We start from the raw sequence: 17242 nt of genomic DNA on the forward strand, positions 1-17242 counted from the left end.
GGGTTTTCATTTTCATTTCTTCCTCAAGATTAGGAATATAGCCCTGATGTAAGGTAGAAGCATTAAATTTCCCGATTATCTGCATAATAAGTTACTGTATCACCTTTTCTCTCATAGTACACTTTGGTATTTTTCTGAGAAAATCCGTGAGCAAACAGTATTCCTGCAATCAGGATAAGTATTTTTTCATGGGGTATTAGTTCATCAAAAAAAGAGACCGAAAATTCAGTCTCTTTTAAGTTTTTATGTATTTGAAATATTACAATCCGATTACCGGCATTGATAACATCAAAATATTTTCACTATCTTCAAGACCGTCAAGAGGCTCAATGATTCCCGGTCTGTTAGGCTGGGACATCTTCATCGTAATATCATCTGAGCCTAAAATGGTAAGCATTTCCGTTAAGAACTTAGAGCTGAACCCGATATTGATATCTTCTCCGTTATAATCGCAAGGAATCTGCATATCTGCTTTATTGGCATATTCTGTATCTTCTGCGTGAAGGTGAAGGATATTGGCCGACAATTTAAATCTAACCTGGTTGGTTGATTTGTTCGACATGATTGAGGCTCTTTTAATTGCCCCTAACAAAAGATTTCTGTTGATCGTCAGTACATTCGGGTTTTCTTTAGGGATTACCGCGGTATAGTTAGGATATTTCCCGTCAATCAGCCTACAGATCCAGATATGCTTGCCAAAAGTAAACTTGGCCATGTTCTCATTAAAGTCAATGGTAACGTCTTCGTTTGAGCTAGCCAGAATATTTTTGAAAATATTAAGAGGCTTTTTAGGCATGATGAACTCCATTGGTTCAGGGTTCATCAGGTCTGATCTCTTATATACTACCAGTCTGTGAGAGTCTGTGGAAACGAAATTGGTTTCATTTTCCCCAAACTGGAAAAGCACTCCGGTCATTACCGGGCGAAGAGAGTCATTGCTTGTTGCAAAAAGGGTATTGGTTAATGCTTCAGATAAAACACCTGCCGGCATGGTTACGCTTTGTGACGCATCAAATTCCGGCAATTCCGGATAATCGTCTGCATTATCCAGTGCTACAGCGAAATTATCTTTTTCATCCAGGATTTCAAGCTGGCTTCCGGTACCTTCTGCATTGTCTTTTACAGCAAGTGTTAAAGGCTGCTCGCCATAGGTTTTGATAAAATCCTGAAAAATCTTAGCAGGAACGGCAAATTTCCCTGAATCGTCAGACTTTACTTCTAAGGACGTCACAAGCGTTGTTTCGCCATCAGATGCTGTAATGGTAACATTATTTCCGTCTAATTCAAAAAGATAGTTTTCTAAAATAGGTCTCGACTGAGAACTTGATATTACGCCACTTACAGTTTGCAGAGCCTTCTGCAGTTCACCACTTGAAATAATAAATTTCATAGATTTAAAAATAATTTTTACAAATATAATAAATAGAAAATAGATTAAAAAAAATAATCCTGAGAGTTATTAACAACCATCAAAAGAATTTCCCCAACTATTTCTATTTCACTTTTTTGATAGGGAAGATAATCCTCCGATGATAAATTTATGAATTTTTTTGATCAAATAATTATATTTGTCAAGAATATTTTCCTGATGCGAAAACCACCCGTCCATAAAAGTTTTTTTAACGCTTTGCGCGGTATATTTTTAATGGTAAAAACGGAAAGGAATTTCCAGATTGAGCTTGCCGCCTTCTTTATCAATCTTTTTCTGATCTTTTATCTGCAGCTTTCTGCCCCAGATGCCCTTTTTATTCTTCTGGTCTGTTTTGCTGTCCTGAGCTCGGAAATCATCAATACAGCCATAGAAAGGCTCTGCGATATGGTTCAGCCTGATTTTGATAAGAGGATTGGCTTTATTAAAGATATTGCAGCGGGAGCCGTCCTTCTGATGAGTATTCTGGCTGTTATTACAGGAATTATCATTTACAGTAAATATTTATTTCAGTAAAAAAGCATTCCAAAAACAGGGTATTTCTAGTTTGCACTTATTATTTCTGTAATGTTCGGTAAGAAAATAAAATTGGGATTATAAATATTTTTCAATGATTGGAATTGCTATTTCGGCCATGATCCCGTAGCCTTTTTCATTGGGATGAACTCCGTCTGCTGACAGCAGAAACTCCTTATCTTCAATAAAAGCAGTGTAAAAATCGATATATCCAAGACCATGGTCTGCCGCAATATCTTTGAGAATCCTGTTGTACATGACAACTTCTTTATTGCTTCTCAATTTTCCTGAACTCACTACTACTCCATCTATTTTCTGTGCAACAGGTAGGATGCTTACAAGATAAATATCGGAAGCAAAATTTTTGGCCTGCTTGGCCGCAGTAATCATATTATTTCTGAATTTTTCATGTCCCACCGCCTGTTTATTGTCTTTTATGGCAAGATCATTGGCTCCGTATCCCAGAAAAACAATATTTCCATCTGCGGAATTTCTTGCACTCAATTCATGAGGTATTCTTTTAAGCAGTCCTTCTGTTGTTTCACCACCAATTCCAAGATTAAACAGGATAAGTTCATCACCGTTTCCTTCATGGAACCGTTGGAGTGCATATCTTTTCAGAATATCCACCCATCCGCCAAAAACGCCGTCATATTCCCCGTAGGTAATGCTGTCTCCAAAGAACAGCCCGTATACTATTTTCTTCATTCAATTTTAGTTGTATGTTTATTAAAAACAGTGTTATACACCAGATAAGCTGCTAAAAACAGCTGATACCATTCAAAATCCAGCTTAAATCTTGTCATTCCAGCCTGACCTATCATATAAGGTACCGTAAAGTTACTAAACAACAATATTGAAAAAAGAAATAATTCCCACTTTTTATGCCTGTATAGCTGGATCAGACTTATCAAGACAGTAAAATTCAAGATGATAACATAGATTTTCCTTCCCATGACTGTGGGTGAGGAATCATAAAAATATCTTGATGGTACATACCATAGCATAAGGGCATTGGCAGCGGCTTTTTTCATCGAGATATAGGGATTGTTTTTTTCAATATCCCTGACTTCTTTTTCATATATTTTCTCCATGGTGAACTCATCGGTATGCATCCTTTTTTTTCTTATTTCGGAGCTTTTCTGAAGAGATATTTTTTGTAATGATTCAAAAACCTGTACTTCATGAAAATATCCGAAATGTATATTCTGCCAAACGGGACTCTTGGATAGAATAATCTTATTAAAAGTTACATAATTCCGGACCACCCACGGGGTATATAAACAGCCGATGATTCCCAGTACAGCCACCAGTTCTTTCAGCTTAATTTTTTTAAATAAGAGAAGGCACAGTAAAAGAATCATGGAAAGCGGAACTGCAACCACCTGGGTTAAAAACAGCACTGCCGCACTGAATCCAAGCATGATAAGGTGTCTCCAGGAGTGTTTTCCATTCCATATGACTAAAAAAAAGTATAGAAAGACCAGAAAAATAAAAATGAAAACATTCGTAATTTCCAAAGTATTGGAATAGAGAAAATAAGCCGGTGAACCTATAAATAAATATCCGGTAAGGATTCCTATTTTATCTTTATTGAATATTTTCGAAATAAGAATAAAAAGCAGCGGGATTAGAAAAAAGATAAAATGCTGTGAAAGAATAACAGCTGTTTTTGCGTTGTCCCCAAAAATATAAATGAACAGGGACAAAAAAAGAGGATATACCGGGAGTTTATAAGCGGTGGGTCCTACCGTTATAAATTCGGAATATACTCCATATTTCACCAGATTACCGGCAATATCCCAATCTTCAAAGGTAAGTCCTTCAAAGCCTTTTTTGTAAGAATAAAAAATCTTCAGAAAAAGAACTGCGAAGTTAAAGATCATAAAAACTTTACATTTCAACAAAAGATTCATTAGTCTTGTCATGATCAATTCACTAGATAGACTGCAAAATTAATTATTTAGGATATAAGCGGAAGTATTTTTCCTGATTTCAGGATAAAACTAATGTAATATTCTTATGAGATACTATAATTTCAACTAAAATCTCAAACAGCGTCTGCCCTTTTCCATCCAGAAGCTCATTTAATTTCTGCTGAGTTAATTCGATGTTAAAAGGTTTGCCCTGCCTGATCTTATTCTCATAAAATTCACGTGTAGCCTGTAAGCCCAGTTCTTTTTCTGACTTACCGGACTGTTTCCAAATGATTTCTATTTCCTCATCATTTTCAAATACTCCGAAACCTCCGTATAAAATATCATCAAAGCCGTCAAGCGTTCCGACTTTCCAGTCCGTATCTTTCATCAACACGTTGGAAATTTCTTCATAAAAACCCGTTAAAGACGAAAAATGACCGCCATGGATGACGATCATTTTTCTTGTATTGTTATTTGAAGTATTCAACACCGTTTTTGAATATATTGTGATAATTCGCGGCAGGAATATTTTTCATGAGGCCTTCTGCAAAACGTTCAGGATGTCCCATTCTTCCGTAGATCTTTCCACATGGACTGGTGATTCCTTCAATTCCGAACAGTGAATTGTTCGGGTTGAACGGCATTCCGTGGGCAATATTTCCGTCTAAATCGATATATTGTGTTGCAATCTGTCCGTTTTCATAAAGCTTTTTAATTTCTTCTTCTGAAGCCATGAAACGTCCTTCACCGTGGGAAATCGGAATGGTAAACTCCTGATCTTTCATTCCTTTTAACCATGGGCTTTCATCATTTACCACTCTTACCGTCACCATCTGAGAAATATGTCTTCTGATAGCGTTATGGGCCAATGTTGGGGAGTTCTCATCCAGATCTTTAATTCTTCCGTAAGGCAGCAGTCCTGATTTTACCAACGCCTGGAATCCGTTACAGATCCCGATGATCATTCCGTCTCTGTCCAATAGTTCATGAACGGCATTTTTCATCTTTTCGTTTTTCAGAACATTGACGATGAATTTCGCGGAACCATCCGGTTCATCACCTGCTGAGAATCCTCCCGAGAATGCTAAAATCTGAGAGGTCCTGATCTCTTCTACCCAGGCATCAATGCTTTCATCCAATAATTGGTGACTGATATTGATCAAAGGTAAACTGCTTACTACAGCACCTTCTTTCTGGAATGCATTCAGCGTATCATACTCACAATTGGTTCCCGGGAATACAGGAGCGAATACTTTCGGCTGTGCAATTCCGTGTTTTTTGATGATGATATTTCTTGGATTGACTGAGTTTGATTTTTCATCAATTTCAACCGTTATTTTTTCTTTTTCAACCGTTGGGAAAAGGTTTTCGAATGTACCGGTATAGGCTGATTCGAGATCTGAAATTTGAAACTTGAAATGGTTGATGGTTACAACTTCATCCGCAACTACTTTTCCAATCATCTGAAGATTTACAGCGCTTAGCTCTTCTTTAGCTTCAATAATTAAGCTACCGATATTTTTAGCTAGCAGGGTGTTTTCATCAACATTGATTTCAGCACCTAATCTGTTTCCGAAACTCATTTTAGCCAGTGCTACTGCTACACCTCCATCTTTCACTGTTTTTACAGAGGCAATTTTTCCTGACTTAATATTTTCAAAGATGAATTCATAGACATCTTTTAAGGCAGCATAGTCCGGAAGGCCGCTTTCCTGAGCCACATGATTGAAGAAATAGATTCTGTTTCCTGCTGCTTTAAATTCCGGAGAAATGATATTTTGCTTTTCTCCGTTAGCGCATGCGAAAGAGATCAATGTTGGCGGCACGTTCAGATCCTGATAGGTTCCGCTCATGGAGTCTTTTCCTCCGATGGCAGCTAAACCAAGATTCATCTGAGCATCGTAGGCTCCTAAAAGGGAAGCTAAAGGTTTACCCCATTTTTCAGGGTTTTGTCCCAGTTTTTCGAAATATTCCTGGAAGCTCAGCCTGATATTTTTGTAATCTCCACCCATGGCAACAATCTTTGCAACGCTTTCTACAACTGCATAAGATGCTCCCAGCAATGAGTTCTGTTTTGAGATTTCAGCATCAAAGCCCCAGCTTGCCAGGGAAACGGTTTTGATATCTTTTGCTCCTAAAACGGGCAGTGTCTGCACACTTCCTTCCATTAAGGTCTGCTGATATTTTCCGCCTAGAGGCATCGCTACGGTAGTTCCTCCCACTGAAGAGTCGAACATTTCCAATAATCCCTTTTGAGAAGCTACATTTTTGTCGCTTAGTATATTCAGGAAGTTTTCTTTTGTGAATGCTTTGGTTTCTTCTTTTACTTCTTCAAGATGGGTGATTTTCACTTCCTGAGATTTTGAGCATCCGTTGGTATCCAGGAATGCTCTTGAAAGATCTACAATTTTATCGCCTTTCCAGAACATCTGCATTCTTCCTGAGTCTGTTACTTTCGCTACTTCTACCGCTACGATATTTTCAGCTTCACAGAATTTAATGAACTTTTCCTTATCTTTAGGATCTACCACTACAGCCATTCTTTCCTGAGATTCGGAAATAGCAAGCTCCGTTCCGTTCAGACCTTCATATTTTAAAGGAAGTACATCAAGATTTACCTCAAGTGAATCTGCAATTTCCCCGATGGCTACGGAAACTCCTCCGGCTCCGAAGTCGTTTGATTTTTTAATCAGTCTTGTCACCTCCGGATTTCTGAACAGTCTCTGGATTTTACGTTCTTCCACTGCATTTCCTTTCTGAACTTCGGAACTCATGGTATGAATAGAAGTTTCGTCCTGTTCTTTTGAACTTCCGCTGGCACCGCCAACTCCGTCACGTCCTGTTGCTCCTCCTAAAATAATGATGGAATCACCATTGGCTGGTTTTTCACGTCTTACCCAGTCTATAGGAACCGCTCCGGTTACAAACCCTACTTCCATTCTTTTGGCTTTGTAGCCTTCATCATAAATTTCGGAAACCATGGTTGTTGCCAGACCAATCTGGTTACCGTACGATGAATATCCGTTGGCCGCCTGTCTGGTAATGGTTTTCTGAGGTAATTTTCCCGGTAAGGTTTTGTTTACCGGTTCTAAAACATCTGCTGCCCCTGTCAGCCTCATTGCCTGGAATACAAAAGATCTTCCGGATAACGGATCTCTGATAGCTCCTCCCAAACAAGTAGATGCTCCTCCGAAAGGTTCAATTTCTGTTGGGTGATTGTGGGTTTCATTTTTGAATAGTAGGTACCAAGGTTCTTTTTTACCGTCGTATTCTGCTTCAATCTGGATGGTACATGCATTGATCTCATCGGAAATCACAAGATTATCCAGATTACCTGTTTTATGGAAATATTTACCGCATACAGTAGCCAGATCCATTAAGGAAATTGGCTTCAGCTCGCGGCCTAAGAATTTTCTTTTTTCAATATAGTCATTGAAAATGGTTTCCAATGTATGTTTGAACTGCCCTTCAAACTGAATATCTGACAATTCTGTTTCAAAAGTGGTATGACGGCAGTGGTCACTCCAGTAGGTGTCTAAAACTTTAAGTTCTGTTTCTGTAGGATTTCTCTGCTCTGTTTTGAAATATTCCTGAATGAACTTCAGGTCATCCAATCCCAGGGCGAAACCGTGGTTATTGTAGAAATTCTCAAGTTCAGCATCATTAAAACTGATAAAATTTTCATGAACCAAAACTTTTGAAGGGGTTTCATCGGCGGGAATATCCAGTACGGACAGGTCTTTCTCCTGAGATTCTACTTTATTGATCAGCAGGTCTTTGATCTTAACAAGGTCTGATTCAGAGATTCCTTCAAATTCGATGAGTTTACCGCTTCTTACTTTTGATTGTTCATTTTCCGTTAACAATGCAATACACTGCTGGGCAGAATCTGCTCTCTGGTCATACTGTCCGGGTAGAAATTCCATTCCAAAATGGATTTTTTCTGCCGGGTTTTCTGTGTGTAAAATATCGGTAACAGGGTCTACAAAAGTATTATATACTACTTTTTCGAATTCTCCGTCATTCAAACCGAAGATATCGTACACATTGTATACTTTTACGCTTTGAACAGCGGGAACAACCGCTTTTACTTCATCAAAAATTTTTGGACTTTCGACATCGAAAATTCCTCTTTTTTCTACGAAAATTCTTTTGTTTTTAGACATTAGATGTCAGATTTTAATATTAGATTTATTTATTCTTTTTACTTTAAAGTACCAGTGTCAAATTTCTATCCGGAGTTCCGTCTGCATTGGAAGCTCTTTTAGGTGCATTCATCCAGACCACTTTATTCAGTACAAATTTAAAGGAATATGTCTTACCTTTTTCAAATTTGGATATGGGAACTTCCAGTTCGAACCGGTTTTTCTCTTTTTTTGTCATTTGGTATTCTTTATTTACAGAATTCCAGCCATTGAAGGAACCTGCTACTGCAACAGTGTTGAGCAATCCTGCATCTGCATTTTGGGGATGGGTATAGCTGAACACCACCTTATTTCCTCTTACCGAATATCCGTACACTTCTTTTTTTGCTGATGATGAAGTGAGGTCTTCCATAATTTCTGAAGCACAGTCCAGAAGCACAAATCCGCCCCCGTCTACACTAACATTTACAATCATACAGATTCCTATATTCAGTTCGGGATATACTGTAAACCAGGTTTGGGTTCCAAAAGAGCCACCATGTTTAAATCCAACTTTTCCAAATTCACTGATGTAATAGTCATCCCAAAGATAGCCCTTCCAGGTTTCTTTACTGTTCTCTATATTTTTATGGGTTTCCTGAACGACCTTGTCTTTTGAATACAGCTCATCTTTCAGAAACTTCATCAGATCTCCAAGAGTTGATTTTGTTCTTGCTCCTGTAGAACCCCATAAATTAGAGGCAAAATGAGGCATTAACTGATGATCCCCGTCGTATCCATTGGCCAATGTTTCATTTTTCCCCAGGGTGAACTTAGTATTCTTCATTCCTAATTTTGAAAAAATATTTTCATTGAAAAGCGTTTCTACCTCTTTACCATAAATATTTTCAAGGATATGTCCTGCCAGTTCAAGACTTAGGTTACTGTATTGATATTTAAATCCGGGAACGGTATCCAGTTTTACCAGCTTCAGATCTTTTAAAAACTGGTCTTTGAAATAGCCAGCTTCACGTTCCATTATTAAGAAAGGGCTTTTACCCGTCCAGTTTTTACCTCTCAAATCATCTTCATCAGGCAGGCTTCTTGGTAATGCTGTAGTATAAGAAAGGATATTTCTGACTTTTATAGGAGTTCCGTTATATTCTAAATTCCGGTAATCGTCTTTAAGATATTTCCTAATGTCATCATCAAGGTTAATTTTTCCTTCCAATACTGCTTTAGACAGCATCTGACCTGTAAAAAGCTTAGTTACTGAAGCAATTTCAAAATAGGTATTATCATTTGCCCGGTTTCCCTTTCCTTTGTCGAGTTCACCAAAATGTCTGGTATAGATTTTCCCATCTTTTATGATTCCTATGGACACGGAATAAGCACCTGATTTTTCAGCCAGTTTTTTTGCATTTGCTTCAATGATTGAATATACCGTCTTTTCACTCTGTGAATAGCTTTTCACAAAGGTCAGAATAAATATAAACATCAATACATTTCTCATCAGGCTGATCTTTCTTTTATTTAAAGTGTGAATATTAAGTTCTTATCCGGTGTACTGTCTGCATTGGAAGCCCTTTTAGGAGCATTCATCCAGGCGGCCTTGTTCAGTACAAATTTAAAGGTATATGTCTTCCCTTTTTCAAATTTGGATACGGGAACTTCCAGTTCAAACCGGTTTTTATCTTTTCTCGTCATCTGGTAGTCTTTATTTTCAGGGTTCCAGTCATTGAAGGAGCCTGCTACTGCAACGGTATTGAGTAGTCCGGCATCTGCATTTTGGGGATGGGTATAGCTGAACACAACATTATTTCCTTTTACAGAATATCCGTACACTTCTTTTTTTGCTGAAGGTGCTGCAAAATCTTCGACCATTTCACCCACGGCGTTCTGAAGTATGGGAAATGTTGTGGGCGTACTGTTGTTGATGATCACACAAATTCCCATTTTAAGTTCGGGATAGATGGCAAACCAGGTTTGTGTACCGAATGCCCCACCATGTTTATTGCCTACCTTTCCGTATTCACTGATGTAGAAGTTATCCCAGAAGTAACTGTGCCAGTTTTCCTTGCTGTTATCAATATTTCTTTGTGATTCCAGAATGACTTTGTCTTTTGAGTACAGTTCATTTTTCATAAATTTCATCAGGTCTCCCATGCTGGATATGGTTTTCATTCCTGAGGAACTCCACAGGTTGGATTCAAAATGCGGCATCAGCTTTCCGTCGTAATACCCATTTGCTACAGGTACATTTTTGCCCGCTCCGAATTTAGTATGCTGCATTCCCAGTCTGGAAAAAATATTTTCATTGAAAAGGGTTTCTATGCTCTTTCCATATACATTTTCCAAAATAACTCCTGTCAGTTCGAGGCTTAGATTACTGTAGTTGTATTCTACTCCCGGAAGTCCTTTCAGTTTTACATTTTTTAAATCTTTGAAAAACTGCTCCCTGGAATAAGATGCAGAGAGATCTCTTAATAAAAACGGGGTTTCGCTCGTCAGATTTTTATAAATAGCTTCATCATCGGGTAATGTCCGTGGTAATGCAGAATTGTAAGCGATAAAGTTTTTGATTTTAATCGGAGTACCGTTGTATTGCAGATTGGGATAATCTCCTTTCAGGTATTTCCTGATATCGTCATCAAGGTTAATCTTTCCGTCAACCACTGCTTTTGCCAGTAATTGTCCGGTCATCACCTTGGTAACTGAAGCAATTTCAAAATAGGTATTATCGTTGGCTTTATTGCCTTTTCCTTTGTCTATTTCTCCGAAATGTCTGGTATAGATTTTCCCGTCTTTCAGAACCCCGACAGAAACGGAATACGCTCCGGATGTTTCTGCAATTTTTTTAGCGTTTGCATCTATTATGGTATAAACAGCTTTATCATTTTGCGCATAATTCTTTGTGAACGCTAAAGCCAGTACCAATACGAATATATTCTTCATTGAGTTTCTTCTCTGTTATTTAGTTTTATTGGGGTTATCAGGGTGTTCTTTCTGAAATTTTTCTGCGGCTTGAGTTTCTTTTTTCAGCCATTTTTCAAAAGGGAGCTTTTCATCATCATAATCTACAGCGTACACTGTTTTCCCATCTTCGGATACCGTAAATTTGAAGCGGTAGTCTGATCCTGTATTTTCTTTTCTGTAATCATAGGTATTCACCTGATAAAACGGGAAATTTTCTTTAGGTCTTTCTACGATTTCAAAGTATAATTTCTTTTCATTTTCAGATAGCTTATTATAAAGATTTACGTAATAAATATCGGAAAGTTTTTTATTCTGCTGATTGAAAAACTGAAGAATATTCTTCTCTTTTTCACTGTAACTGAACGGATACGGATAATATTTCCCGTCAATTTCCACATCCTTTTCAGACTTCTGTGATACGGGCTGAATTACTTCTCCTTTGGTATTCATAATACCCCATGTTCCTCCAACAATGGATTTGTGCTCGTCTTCTGTTTTTTCCCAGTCGCAGCCGTCACAGAAAGCGGCGTATCCATAATTGAAAGGGGATACAAAATCATGCTCTGCGGCAATCATTATTTTCCCGTTCCTGTCGGCAAAACCTATTTTTCCGTTTTTCACTATCCTCATCAGCCCTTCAGAAAAATAATCTGCTCCGTTATCATAAAAGAAAGGTCTGTACAAAAAATTTCCTTTTCTGTCATAGACATATCCCCATTCGTTCTTCTGACGCTGTTCTCCTTTTTTTTCTCCATCAAAATAAATGGTCTCCCCCTTAACCAGCTCTCCGTCTTTAAGGTCTGAGTAAATCATGAATTGGGCAGGAACAATTACTTTTCCGGCTTTATTCTTTACTCCAACCAGGGAATCTTTGGATTTGAAGTATTGTAAAACTTCTTTTTCCTGGGAGAAGGCAATAATGGGTGTCAATAAAATGGTTAATAGAATCTTTTTCATATGAACAACAGGGTCTGAAATAAAATATGCAGCCCAAAAGGCTGCATACTTCTTTATACCTTAAGATCAGCTTCCAGTCCTATCAAATCTTTATTCTGATCCAGGATCGGCTGGACTTCATTCTTGATGAATTCCTCCGTCTGAATTGGGGCAAACCCGATAAAGTTTTTAGGATCTAAAACTTCTTTTAATTTCGATTTATCTAATTTCAAAGAATCATCATTTAAGATTCTTTCAATAAGGTCATTTTCTTTTCCTTCTACTTTCACCTGCTTGGATGCTTCCATAGAGTGAACTCTGATCACTTCGTGGATTTCCTGGCGGTCTCCTCCTGCTTTTACTTCTTCCATGATGATGTATTCTGTTGCCATGAAAGGAAGCTCTTCCATAATATGTTTGTTGATTCTGTTCGGATATACTACGATTCCGTTCATGATATTGTTCCAGATCAGCAGGATTGCATCAACAGCAAGGAATGCCTGAGGGATTGTTAATCTTTTGTTGGCAGAGTCGTCCAGTGTTCTTTCAAACCACTGTGTGGAAGCTACCATGGCAGAACTTGTGGTTAAAGACATCACATATTTTGCCAATGCCCCGATTCTTTCGCTTCTCATCGGGTTACGTTTGTAAGCCATTGCCGAGGAACCGATCTGGTTTTTCTCGAATGGCTCCTCAATTTCTTTAAGATTCTGAAGTAAACGTAAGTCGTTGGTGAATTTATGGGCAGATTGTGCGATGTTTCCTAATAATGCAACCACTTTTGCATCAATTTTTCTGTCGTAAGTCTGTCCGGAAACTCCGAAAACTTTTTCAAAACCAAATCTTTTTGAAAGTTCTTTATCTAAATGTTTTACTTTGGAATAATCACCGTTGAACAGTTCAAGGAAACTTGCCGCTGTTCCTGTAGTTCCTTTTACTCCTCTGAAACGAAGGGTTTCCAGGAAGAAATCAAGCTCTTCAATGTCAAGAACCAAGCTCTGTAGCCAAAGTGTTGCTCTTTTACCAACGGTAGTAAGCTGTGCCGGCTGGAAGTGGGTAAATCCTAAAGTAGGAAGATCTTTGTACTGAATGGCAAAATCAGACAGATTCTTCATCACGTTTACCAGCTTTTTCTTTAAAATTAAAAGTCCGTCACGGATCTGGATAAGGTCTGTATTGTCTCCTACAAAAGCTGAAGTGGCTCCCAGGTGGATAATTCCTTTTGCTGAAGGCGCCACATCTCCATACGTGTGAACGTGAGCCATTACATCATGACGGAATTTCTTTTCGTATTCTGCCGCTTTATCATAATCGATGTTTTCAGCATTCGCTTTCAGTTCGGCAATCTGCTCTTCTGTAATGTCAAGACCTAAGTCTTTTTCAATCTCAGCCAGAGCAATCCAAAGCTTTCTCCAGGTACGGAATTTGTTATTATGTGAGAAATTAAACAACATTTCTTCACTGGAATAGCGCTCTTCCAATGGATTTTTGTAGGAATTCATTCTTTTCTTTTACTTTTTAGATGTACAAAAATACGGTTTTTCGGTGAGAGATAAAAATCCTGTTTTTATGATTTTTTAACCTTGTTTTTTTGTGGATTGATATAGATTTATTGAAAAATTTCAGGATTGTATTGATTATAAAAACCAAAGAGACTATCCACGGGGGAACAGTCTCTAATTTGTTTATTCAGAAATCAGTCCTATTCAATAGGCCCGCACGGTGATCCTACCGGAATACATTTTCTTACGAATGAACACCAGAAATACCCGGACAGACACATCGGAATACCTCCCTGAACGGTTTTCAATTCCTGCTTTGAAAGTTTTCTTAAGTTTTTCATAATAACATTTTTTTTGATTTTTCCTACTCTGTAAGCTTTTCGGATCCTGCTTTAATTTGGTAATACTAATATACCTATTTTTCGTATAAAAATTAAAGTCCGGAAGGATTTTTATCGCTGTTTTATTTCACAGATTTGCAGGTTGGTTATGTAGTTTTTTCGGGATAAAGCCTTATGAATAGTATTATTGTTTAGGCAGACTAGAGCTCTCCTCTATTGAAATCTGAGGGATTAAATAAAGATTAGGGTATAAGCGGCATAAAAAATAATTACAAATCTGACCAACAGCAACATTGTTTTTTAGAGCAGGAAAATTTCTATAAAAAAAGCCATCCTTACGGACGGCTTTTTCCATTTGAAAAATTGAATCTATTTATAAATAACTACGTTATCCTTCTTAAGCTGGTATCCTCCTTTTTTGAAAGAAACCAATGTATATTCTCCTTTTTTCCAGGCTTTTCCTTTTCCTGCACGGTCCAGGATAATACTTTCAGAACCTGTACCGGGTACAAAAACCTCTGCTTTTTTCATGTCTTTGCTGAAAATTACAGCAGCCATAGAAGTAGAACTTCCTTTAGGGGCAACTTCGGTCAGCCTGATTTTCTGCTCAAATACTCTTACACAGTCTTTTTTGATCTGAGAGTAGGTATATCCTGCAGAACCGATACATCCATGTGCATCTTTATCACCACCTAACACGGGAGTTTTCTGTGCAAATACCAAAGAACCAAGGAACATTGTGCTGAGTAAAATTGTTTTTTTCATTTCGACTGTATTAAAGTTATAACATTGTTATTAAAAATCATGCCAAAAAAATAAAAAAACACTCTTCCGGATGTTTTTTATCAGCCAGATGATTTTGCAGTTTATAACCATATTATTTTAAGTTTACAGAATTCAAAATACTGTGCTTTAACTGTAGAAAATATGATAAAGATATAGCTGCTATTTATCATTTAACTATTATTTCTAAATTCAGGGATAAAATAACAACAAAGCCCTGTCATTATAATCTGACAAGGCTTTTGTTTATATAAAATATATTAAAAAAATTTATTCCGAATTACTTCGTCCAATTGATCTTTGAATGTTTTACATTCTGAGAGTCTGTACCAATCATAATATCAAATTCTCCCGGTTCCCAGTCATATTTCAGATCTCCGTTATAGAATTTCAGATCTTCAGGGGTGATGCTGAACGTGATTTTTTTAGATTCGCCTTTTTTAAGCATTACTTTCTGGAAACCTTTCAGCTCTTTTACGGGTCTTGTAATGCTTCCTACAATATCTCTGATATAAAGCTGTACTACTTCTGCCCCATCAAAATTTCCGGTATTGGTTACGGTAACAGATGCCTGAACCGTTTGATTTCCTTTCGGATTTGTATTGGATACCGATATATCCGAATAACTAAATCTGGAATAGCTTAGTCCATACCCGAACGGATACAGAGGGGTATTGCATTCATCCATATAATTGGACCGGAATCTTTCATACTCACATTTATCTGTTTTCTCCTGGTTCAGCGGTCGGCCTGTATTTTTAGCATTATAATAGATAGGAACCTGCCCTAGGCTTCTCGGGAATGTCATCGGAAGTTTTCCTGAAGGGTTTACTTTTCCGAACAATACATCGGCAATGGCATTTCCTGCTTCTGATCCTGCAAACCAGGCATTCAGAATAGCATCGGGGGTATCTTTTACATTAGTCAGAGCCAGCGGGCGCCCTGTGAAAAGAACCATCGCAATAGGCTTTCCTGTCTTTTTCAGCTCATTCAGAAGGTCTACCTGAGACTGAGGGATGGTAATTTCTGTCCTTGAAGAAGATTCTCCGCTCATTTCCGCAGACTCCCCTATCGCCAAAACAATCACATCTGCTTTATTGGCCGTATCTACAGCTTCTTTTAACAATGCCTCTTTGGAGCGGCTGTCCCTGTCCGTTTTTTTGCCGTGAGCTGCATAGATTTCTTCCAGTTTAGCATTATCATCAATGTTAGCGCCTTTTGCAGAGATAAATTTCACTTCTTTTCCATAGTTGGCCTGTAATCCCTGCATCAGGGAGACGGAAATGGCATGTTTTGTGGCAACACTCCATGTTCCGGCCATATTCAGTGAATTATTAACCAAAGGTCCGATCACTGCAACCGTTCCTGATTTTTTAAGAGGGAGCACCTGATTTTCATTTTTCAGCAATACCATAGACTGGGCTGCAGCGTTTCTGGCAATGTTACGGTTTTCCATATTATACACCTCTTTTGCTGCTAGTTTAGCATCACCATAACGATAAGGATCGTCGAATAAGCCTAAGTCATATTTGGCTTCAAGAATTCTTCTGGCTGCCATATCAATCTCTGACTGGGTTACTTTTCCTTCACTCAGGGATTTTTTTAGCGTAGTAAGAAAGCCTTCTCCAACCATATCCATGTCAATTCCGGCTTTCAGTGCCAGAGCTGAAACCTGCTGCAGATCTCCCATTCCATGCTCTACCATTTCATTAATCCCGGTATAGTCTGTCACCACAAATCCTTTAAAGTTCCACATTTTTCTCAGTACTTCGGTCTGAAGCCATCTGTTTCCTGTAGCCGGAACTCCGTCCACTTCATTGAAAGATGCCATTACGGAAGCTACTCCTGCATCTACAGCGGCTTTATAGGGTGGGAAATATTCATTGAACATTCTCACATGGCTCATATCAACAGTATTGTAATCACGGCCGGCTTCTCCTGCTCCGTATAATGCAAAGTGTTTTACACAGGCCAGAATTGTATTGCTTAAAGACAGGTCTTTCCCCTGATAACCGTATACCATATTCTTAGAAATCTCACTTCCCAGGTACGGGTCTTCTCCGGAACCTTCGGAAACACGTCCCCATCTTGGTTCACGGGAAATATCCACCATCGGCGAAAACGTCCAGTTGATACCGTCTGAAGATGCTTCTTTTGCCGCTACTCTTGCAGATTGCTGTACAAGGTTCATATCCCAGGAAGCAGCCAGTCCTAAAGGAATAGGAAATGTGGTTTCATATCCGTGAATGACATCCATTCCGAAGATCAGCGGAATTTTCAGACGGCTTTTTTCAACAGCCACCTTCTGAACGGCTTTTATTTTATCTGCTCCTTTTATATTGAACAGTCCTCCTACCAATCCCTGTTCAACTTTTTTCCCGATATCCGAGCTTTGAGCCTGTCCTGTTGTAAAGTCTCCTGAGGTTGGAAGGTTAAGCTGGCCTATCTTTTCGTCTAATGTCATTTTAGATAAAAGATTTTCAACAAAAGCTTTTCTTTTTGCCTGATACTGGGCGGTCTGGAAGGACTGCACCGGCCTGGTAACCATTTCCTGGGCAGAAAACACCGGTGAAAGTGCCAGAGCTGCAAGTACAATGAACTTTTTCATAAATCTATCTTCTTTAATTATTGTTTCTTTATTGGTTTAACGCGATGGCGTTAAGGTTCTTTTTAATGCTTTATATTTAAGCCACAAGGGCGTTCACATTCAGCAAAG

At 38.3% G+C, this 17242-nt stretch carries 13 protein-coding genes; 1 reads left to right on the top strand and 12 read right to left on the bottom strand.

Going from position 1 to position 17242, the window contains the following annotated elements:
- Positions 1 to 259 precede the first annotated feature (259 nt).
- Positions 260 to 1390 carry a DNA polymerase III subunit beta gene (gene dnaN, locus AOB46_RS01340; RefSeq protein WP_062696243.1) on the bottom strand — a complete coding sequence of 377 codons (1131 nt, stop codon included), beginning with the start codon at positions 1388 to 1390 and terminating at the stop codon, positions 260 to 262.
- Positions 1391 to 1588: 198 nt separating this feature from the next.
- On the opposite strand from dnaN, the gene AOB46_RS01345 reads away from it, so the two are divergent.
- A complete protein-coding gene (locus AOB46_RS01345) occupies positions 1589 to 1945 on the top strand; it encodes a diacylglycerol kinase family protein (RefSeq protein WP_062696774.1) in 357 nt (118 codons plus the stop codon).
- A gap of 78 nt (positions 1946 to 2023) precedes the next feature.
- Here the strand turns inward: AOB46_RS01345 and AOB46_RS01350 are convergent, their stop codons facing one another.
- From AOB46_RS01350 to bglX, 11 genes are all read right to left on the bottom strand, one after another.
- Positions 2024 to 2653: an SGNH/GDSL hydrolase family protein gene (locus AOB46_RS01350; protein ID WP_082376993.1), complete on the bottom strand. Its 630-nt coding sequence runs from the start codon at positions 2651 to 2653 to the stop codon at positions 2024 to 2026.
- A complete protein-coding gene (locus AOB46_RS01355; RefSeq protein ID WP_157845025.1) occupies positions 2650 to 3831 on the bottom strand; it encodes a glycosyltransferase family 39 protein in 1182 nt (393 codons plus the stop codon). Before AOB46_RS01355 ends, AOB46_RS01350 begins: the two co-directional genes overlap by 4 nt.
- Before the next feature lie 109 nt (positions 3832 to 3940).
- Positions 3941 to 4354, bottom strand: coding sequence for a hypothetical protein (locus tag AOB46_RS01360; RefSeq protein ID WP_062696245.1), 414 nt, complete (start codon positions 4352 to 4354; stop codon positions 3941 to 3943).
- Complete coding sequence (locus AOB46_RS01365) at positions 4335 to 8030, bottom strand: phosphoribosylformylglycinamidine synthase (protein ID WP_062696246.1); 3696 nt, start codon at positions 8028 to 8030, stop codon at positions 4335 to 4337. The genes AOB46_RS01360 and AOB46_RS01365 overlap by 20 nt, the downstream gene beginning before the upstream one ends.
- A 43-nt stretch (positions 8031 to 8073) precedes the next feature.
- The gene (locus AOB46_RS01370) at positions 8074 to 9501 is read right to left on the bottom strand and encodes a serine hydrolase (RefSeq protein ID WP_062696247.1); all 1428 of its coding nucleotides are present in this window, start codon (positions 9499 to 9501) and stop codon (positions 8074 to 8076) included.
- Positions 9502 to 9521: 20 nt separating this feature from the next.
- On the bottom strand, positions 9522 to 10943 hold the full coding sequence (locus tag AOB46_RS01375; RefSeq protein ID WP_062696248.1) for a serine hydrolase: 1422 nt from the start codon (positions 10941 to 10943) through the stop codon (positions 9522 to 9524).
- Positions 10944 to 10958: 15 nt separating this feature from the next.
- Positions 10959 to 11921 carry a WG repeat-containing protein gene (locus AOB46_RS01380; RefSeq protein ID WP_062696249.1) on the bottom strand — a complete coding sequence of 321 codons (963 nt, stop codon included), beginning with the start codon at positions 11919 to 11921 and terminating at the stop codon, positions 10959 to 10961.
- 53 nt (positions 11922 to 11974) lie between these two features.
- The gene (gene purB / locus AOB46_RS01385) at positions 11975 to 13402 is read right to left on the bottom strand and encodes an adenylosuccinate lyase (protein WP_062696250.1); all 1428 of its coding nucleotides are present in this window, start codon (positions 13400 to 13402) and stop codon (positions 11975 to 11977) included.
- Positions 13403 to 13602: 200 nt separating this feature from the next.
- Positions 13603 to 13743 carry a bacteriocin-like protein gene (locus AOB46_RS23265; protein ID WP_157845026.1) on the bottom strand — a complete coding sequence of 47 codons (141 nt, stop codon included), beginning with the start codon at positions 13741 to 13743 and terminating at the stop codon, positions 13603 to 13605.
- A gap of 369 nt (positions 13744 to 14112) precedes the next feature.
- Positions 14113 to 14508 (bottom strand): hypothetical protein, encoded by a 396-nt coding sequence (locus AOB46_RS01390; RefSeq protein ID WP_062696251.1) that lies wholly within the window; start codon positions 14506 to 14508, stop codon positions 14113 to 14115.
- A gap of 298 nt (positions 14509 to 14806) precedes the next feature.
- Positions 14807 to 17134 carry a beta-glucosidase BglX gene (bglX, locus tag AOB46_RS01395; RefSeq protein ID WP_062696252.1) on the bottom strand — a complete coding sequence of 776 codons (2328 nt, stop codon included), beginning with the start codon at positions 17132 to 17134 and terminating at the stop codon, positions 14807 to 14809.
- Positions 17135 to 17242: the final 108 nt, after the last annotated feature.

It is taken from the genome of Chryseobacterium indologenes (assembly GCF_001295265.1).
Taxonomy (GTDB): Bacteria; Bacteroidota; Bacteroidia; order Flavobacteriales; family Weeksellaceae; genus Chryseobacterium; species Chryseobacterium indologenes_A.

Excerpts from the sequence above, each read along its gene's own strand:
- AOB46_RS01365 (WP_062696246.1), bottom strand. The coding sequence starts at position 8,030 with ATGTCTAAAAACAAAAGAATTTTCGTAGAAAAAAGAGGAATTTTCGAT.
- bglX (WP_062696252.1), bottom strand. The coding sequence starts at position 17,134 with ATGAAAAAGTTCATTGTACTTGCAGCTCTGGCACTTTCACCGGTGTTT.
- AOB46_RS01345 (WP_062696774.1), top strand. The coding sequence starts at position 1,589 with ATGCGAAAACCACCCGTCCATAAAAGTTTTTTTAACGCTTTGCGCGGT.
- AOB46_RS01370 (WP_062696247.1), bottom strand. The coding sequence starts at position 9,501 with ATGAGAAATGTATTGATGTTTATATTTATTCTGACCTTTGTGAAAAGC.
- AOB46_RS01355 (WP_157845025.1), bottom strand. The coding sequence starts at position 3,831 with ATGATCTTTAACTTCGCAGTTCTTTTTCTGAAGATTTTTTATTCTTAC.
- purB (WP_062696250.1), bottom strand. The coding sequence starts at position 13,402 with ATGAATTCCTACAAAAATCCATTGGAAGAGCGCTATTCCAGTGAAGAA.
- AOB46_RS01350 (WP_082376993.1), bottom strand. The coding sequence starts at position 2,653 with ATGAAGAAAATAGTATACGGGCTGTTCTTTGGAGACAGCATTACCTAC.
- AOB46_RS01375 (WP_062696248.1), bottom strand. The coding sequence starts at position 10,943 with ATGAAGAATATATTCGTATTGGTACTGGCTTTAGCGTTCACAAAGAAT.
- dnaN (WP_062696243.1), bottom strand. The coding sequence starts at position 1,390 with ATGAAATTTATTATTTCAAGTGGTGAACTGCAGAAGGCTCTGCAAACT.
- AOB46_RS01380 (WP_062696249.1), bottom strand. The coding sequence starts at position 11,921 with ATGAAAAAGATTCTATTAACCATTTTATTGACACCCATTATTGCCTTC.
- AOB46_RS01390 (WP_062696251.1), bottom strand. The coding sequence starts at position 14,508 with ATGAAAAAAACAATTTTACTCAGCACAATGTTCCTTGGTTCTTTGGTA.
- AOB46_RS23265 (WP_157845026.1), bottom strand. The coding sequence starts at position 13,743 with ATGAAAAACTTAAGAAAACTTTCAAAGCAGGAATTGAAAACCGTTCAG.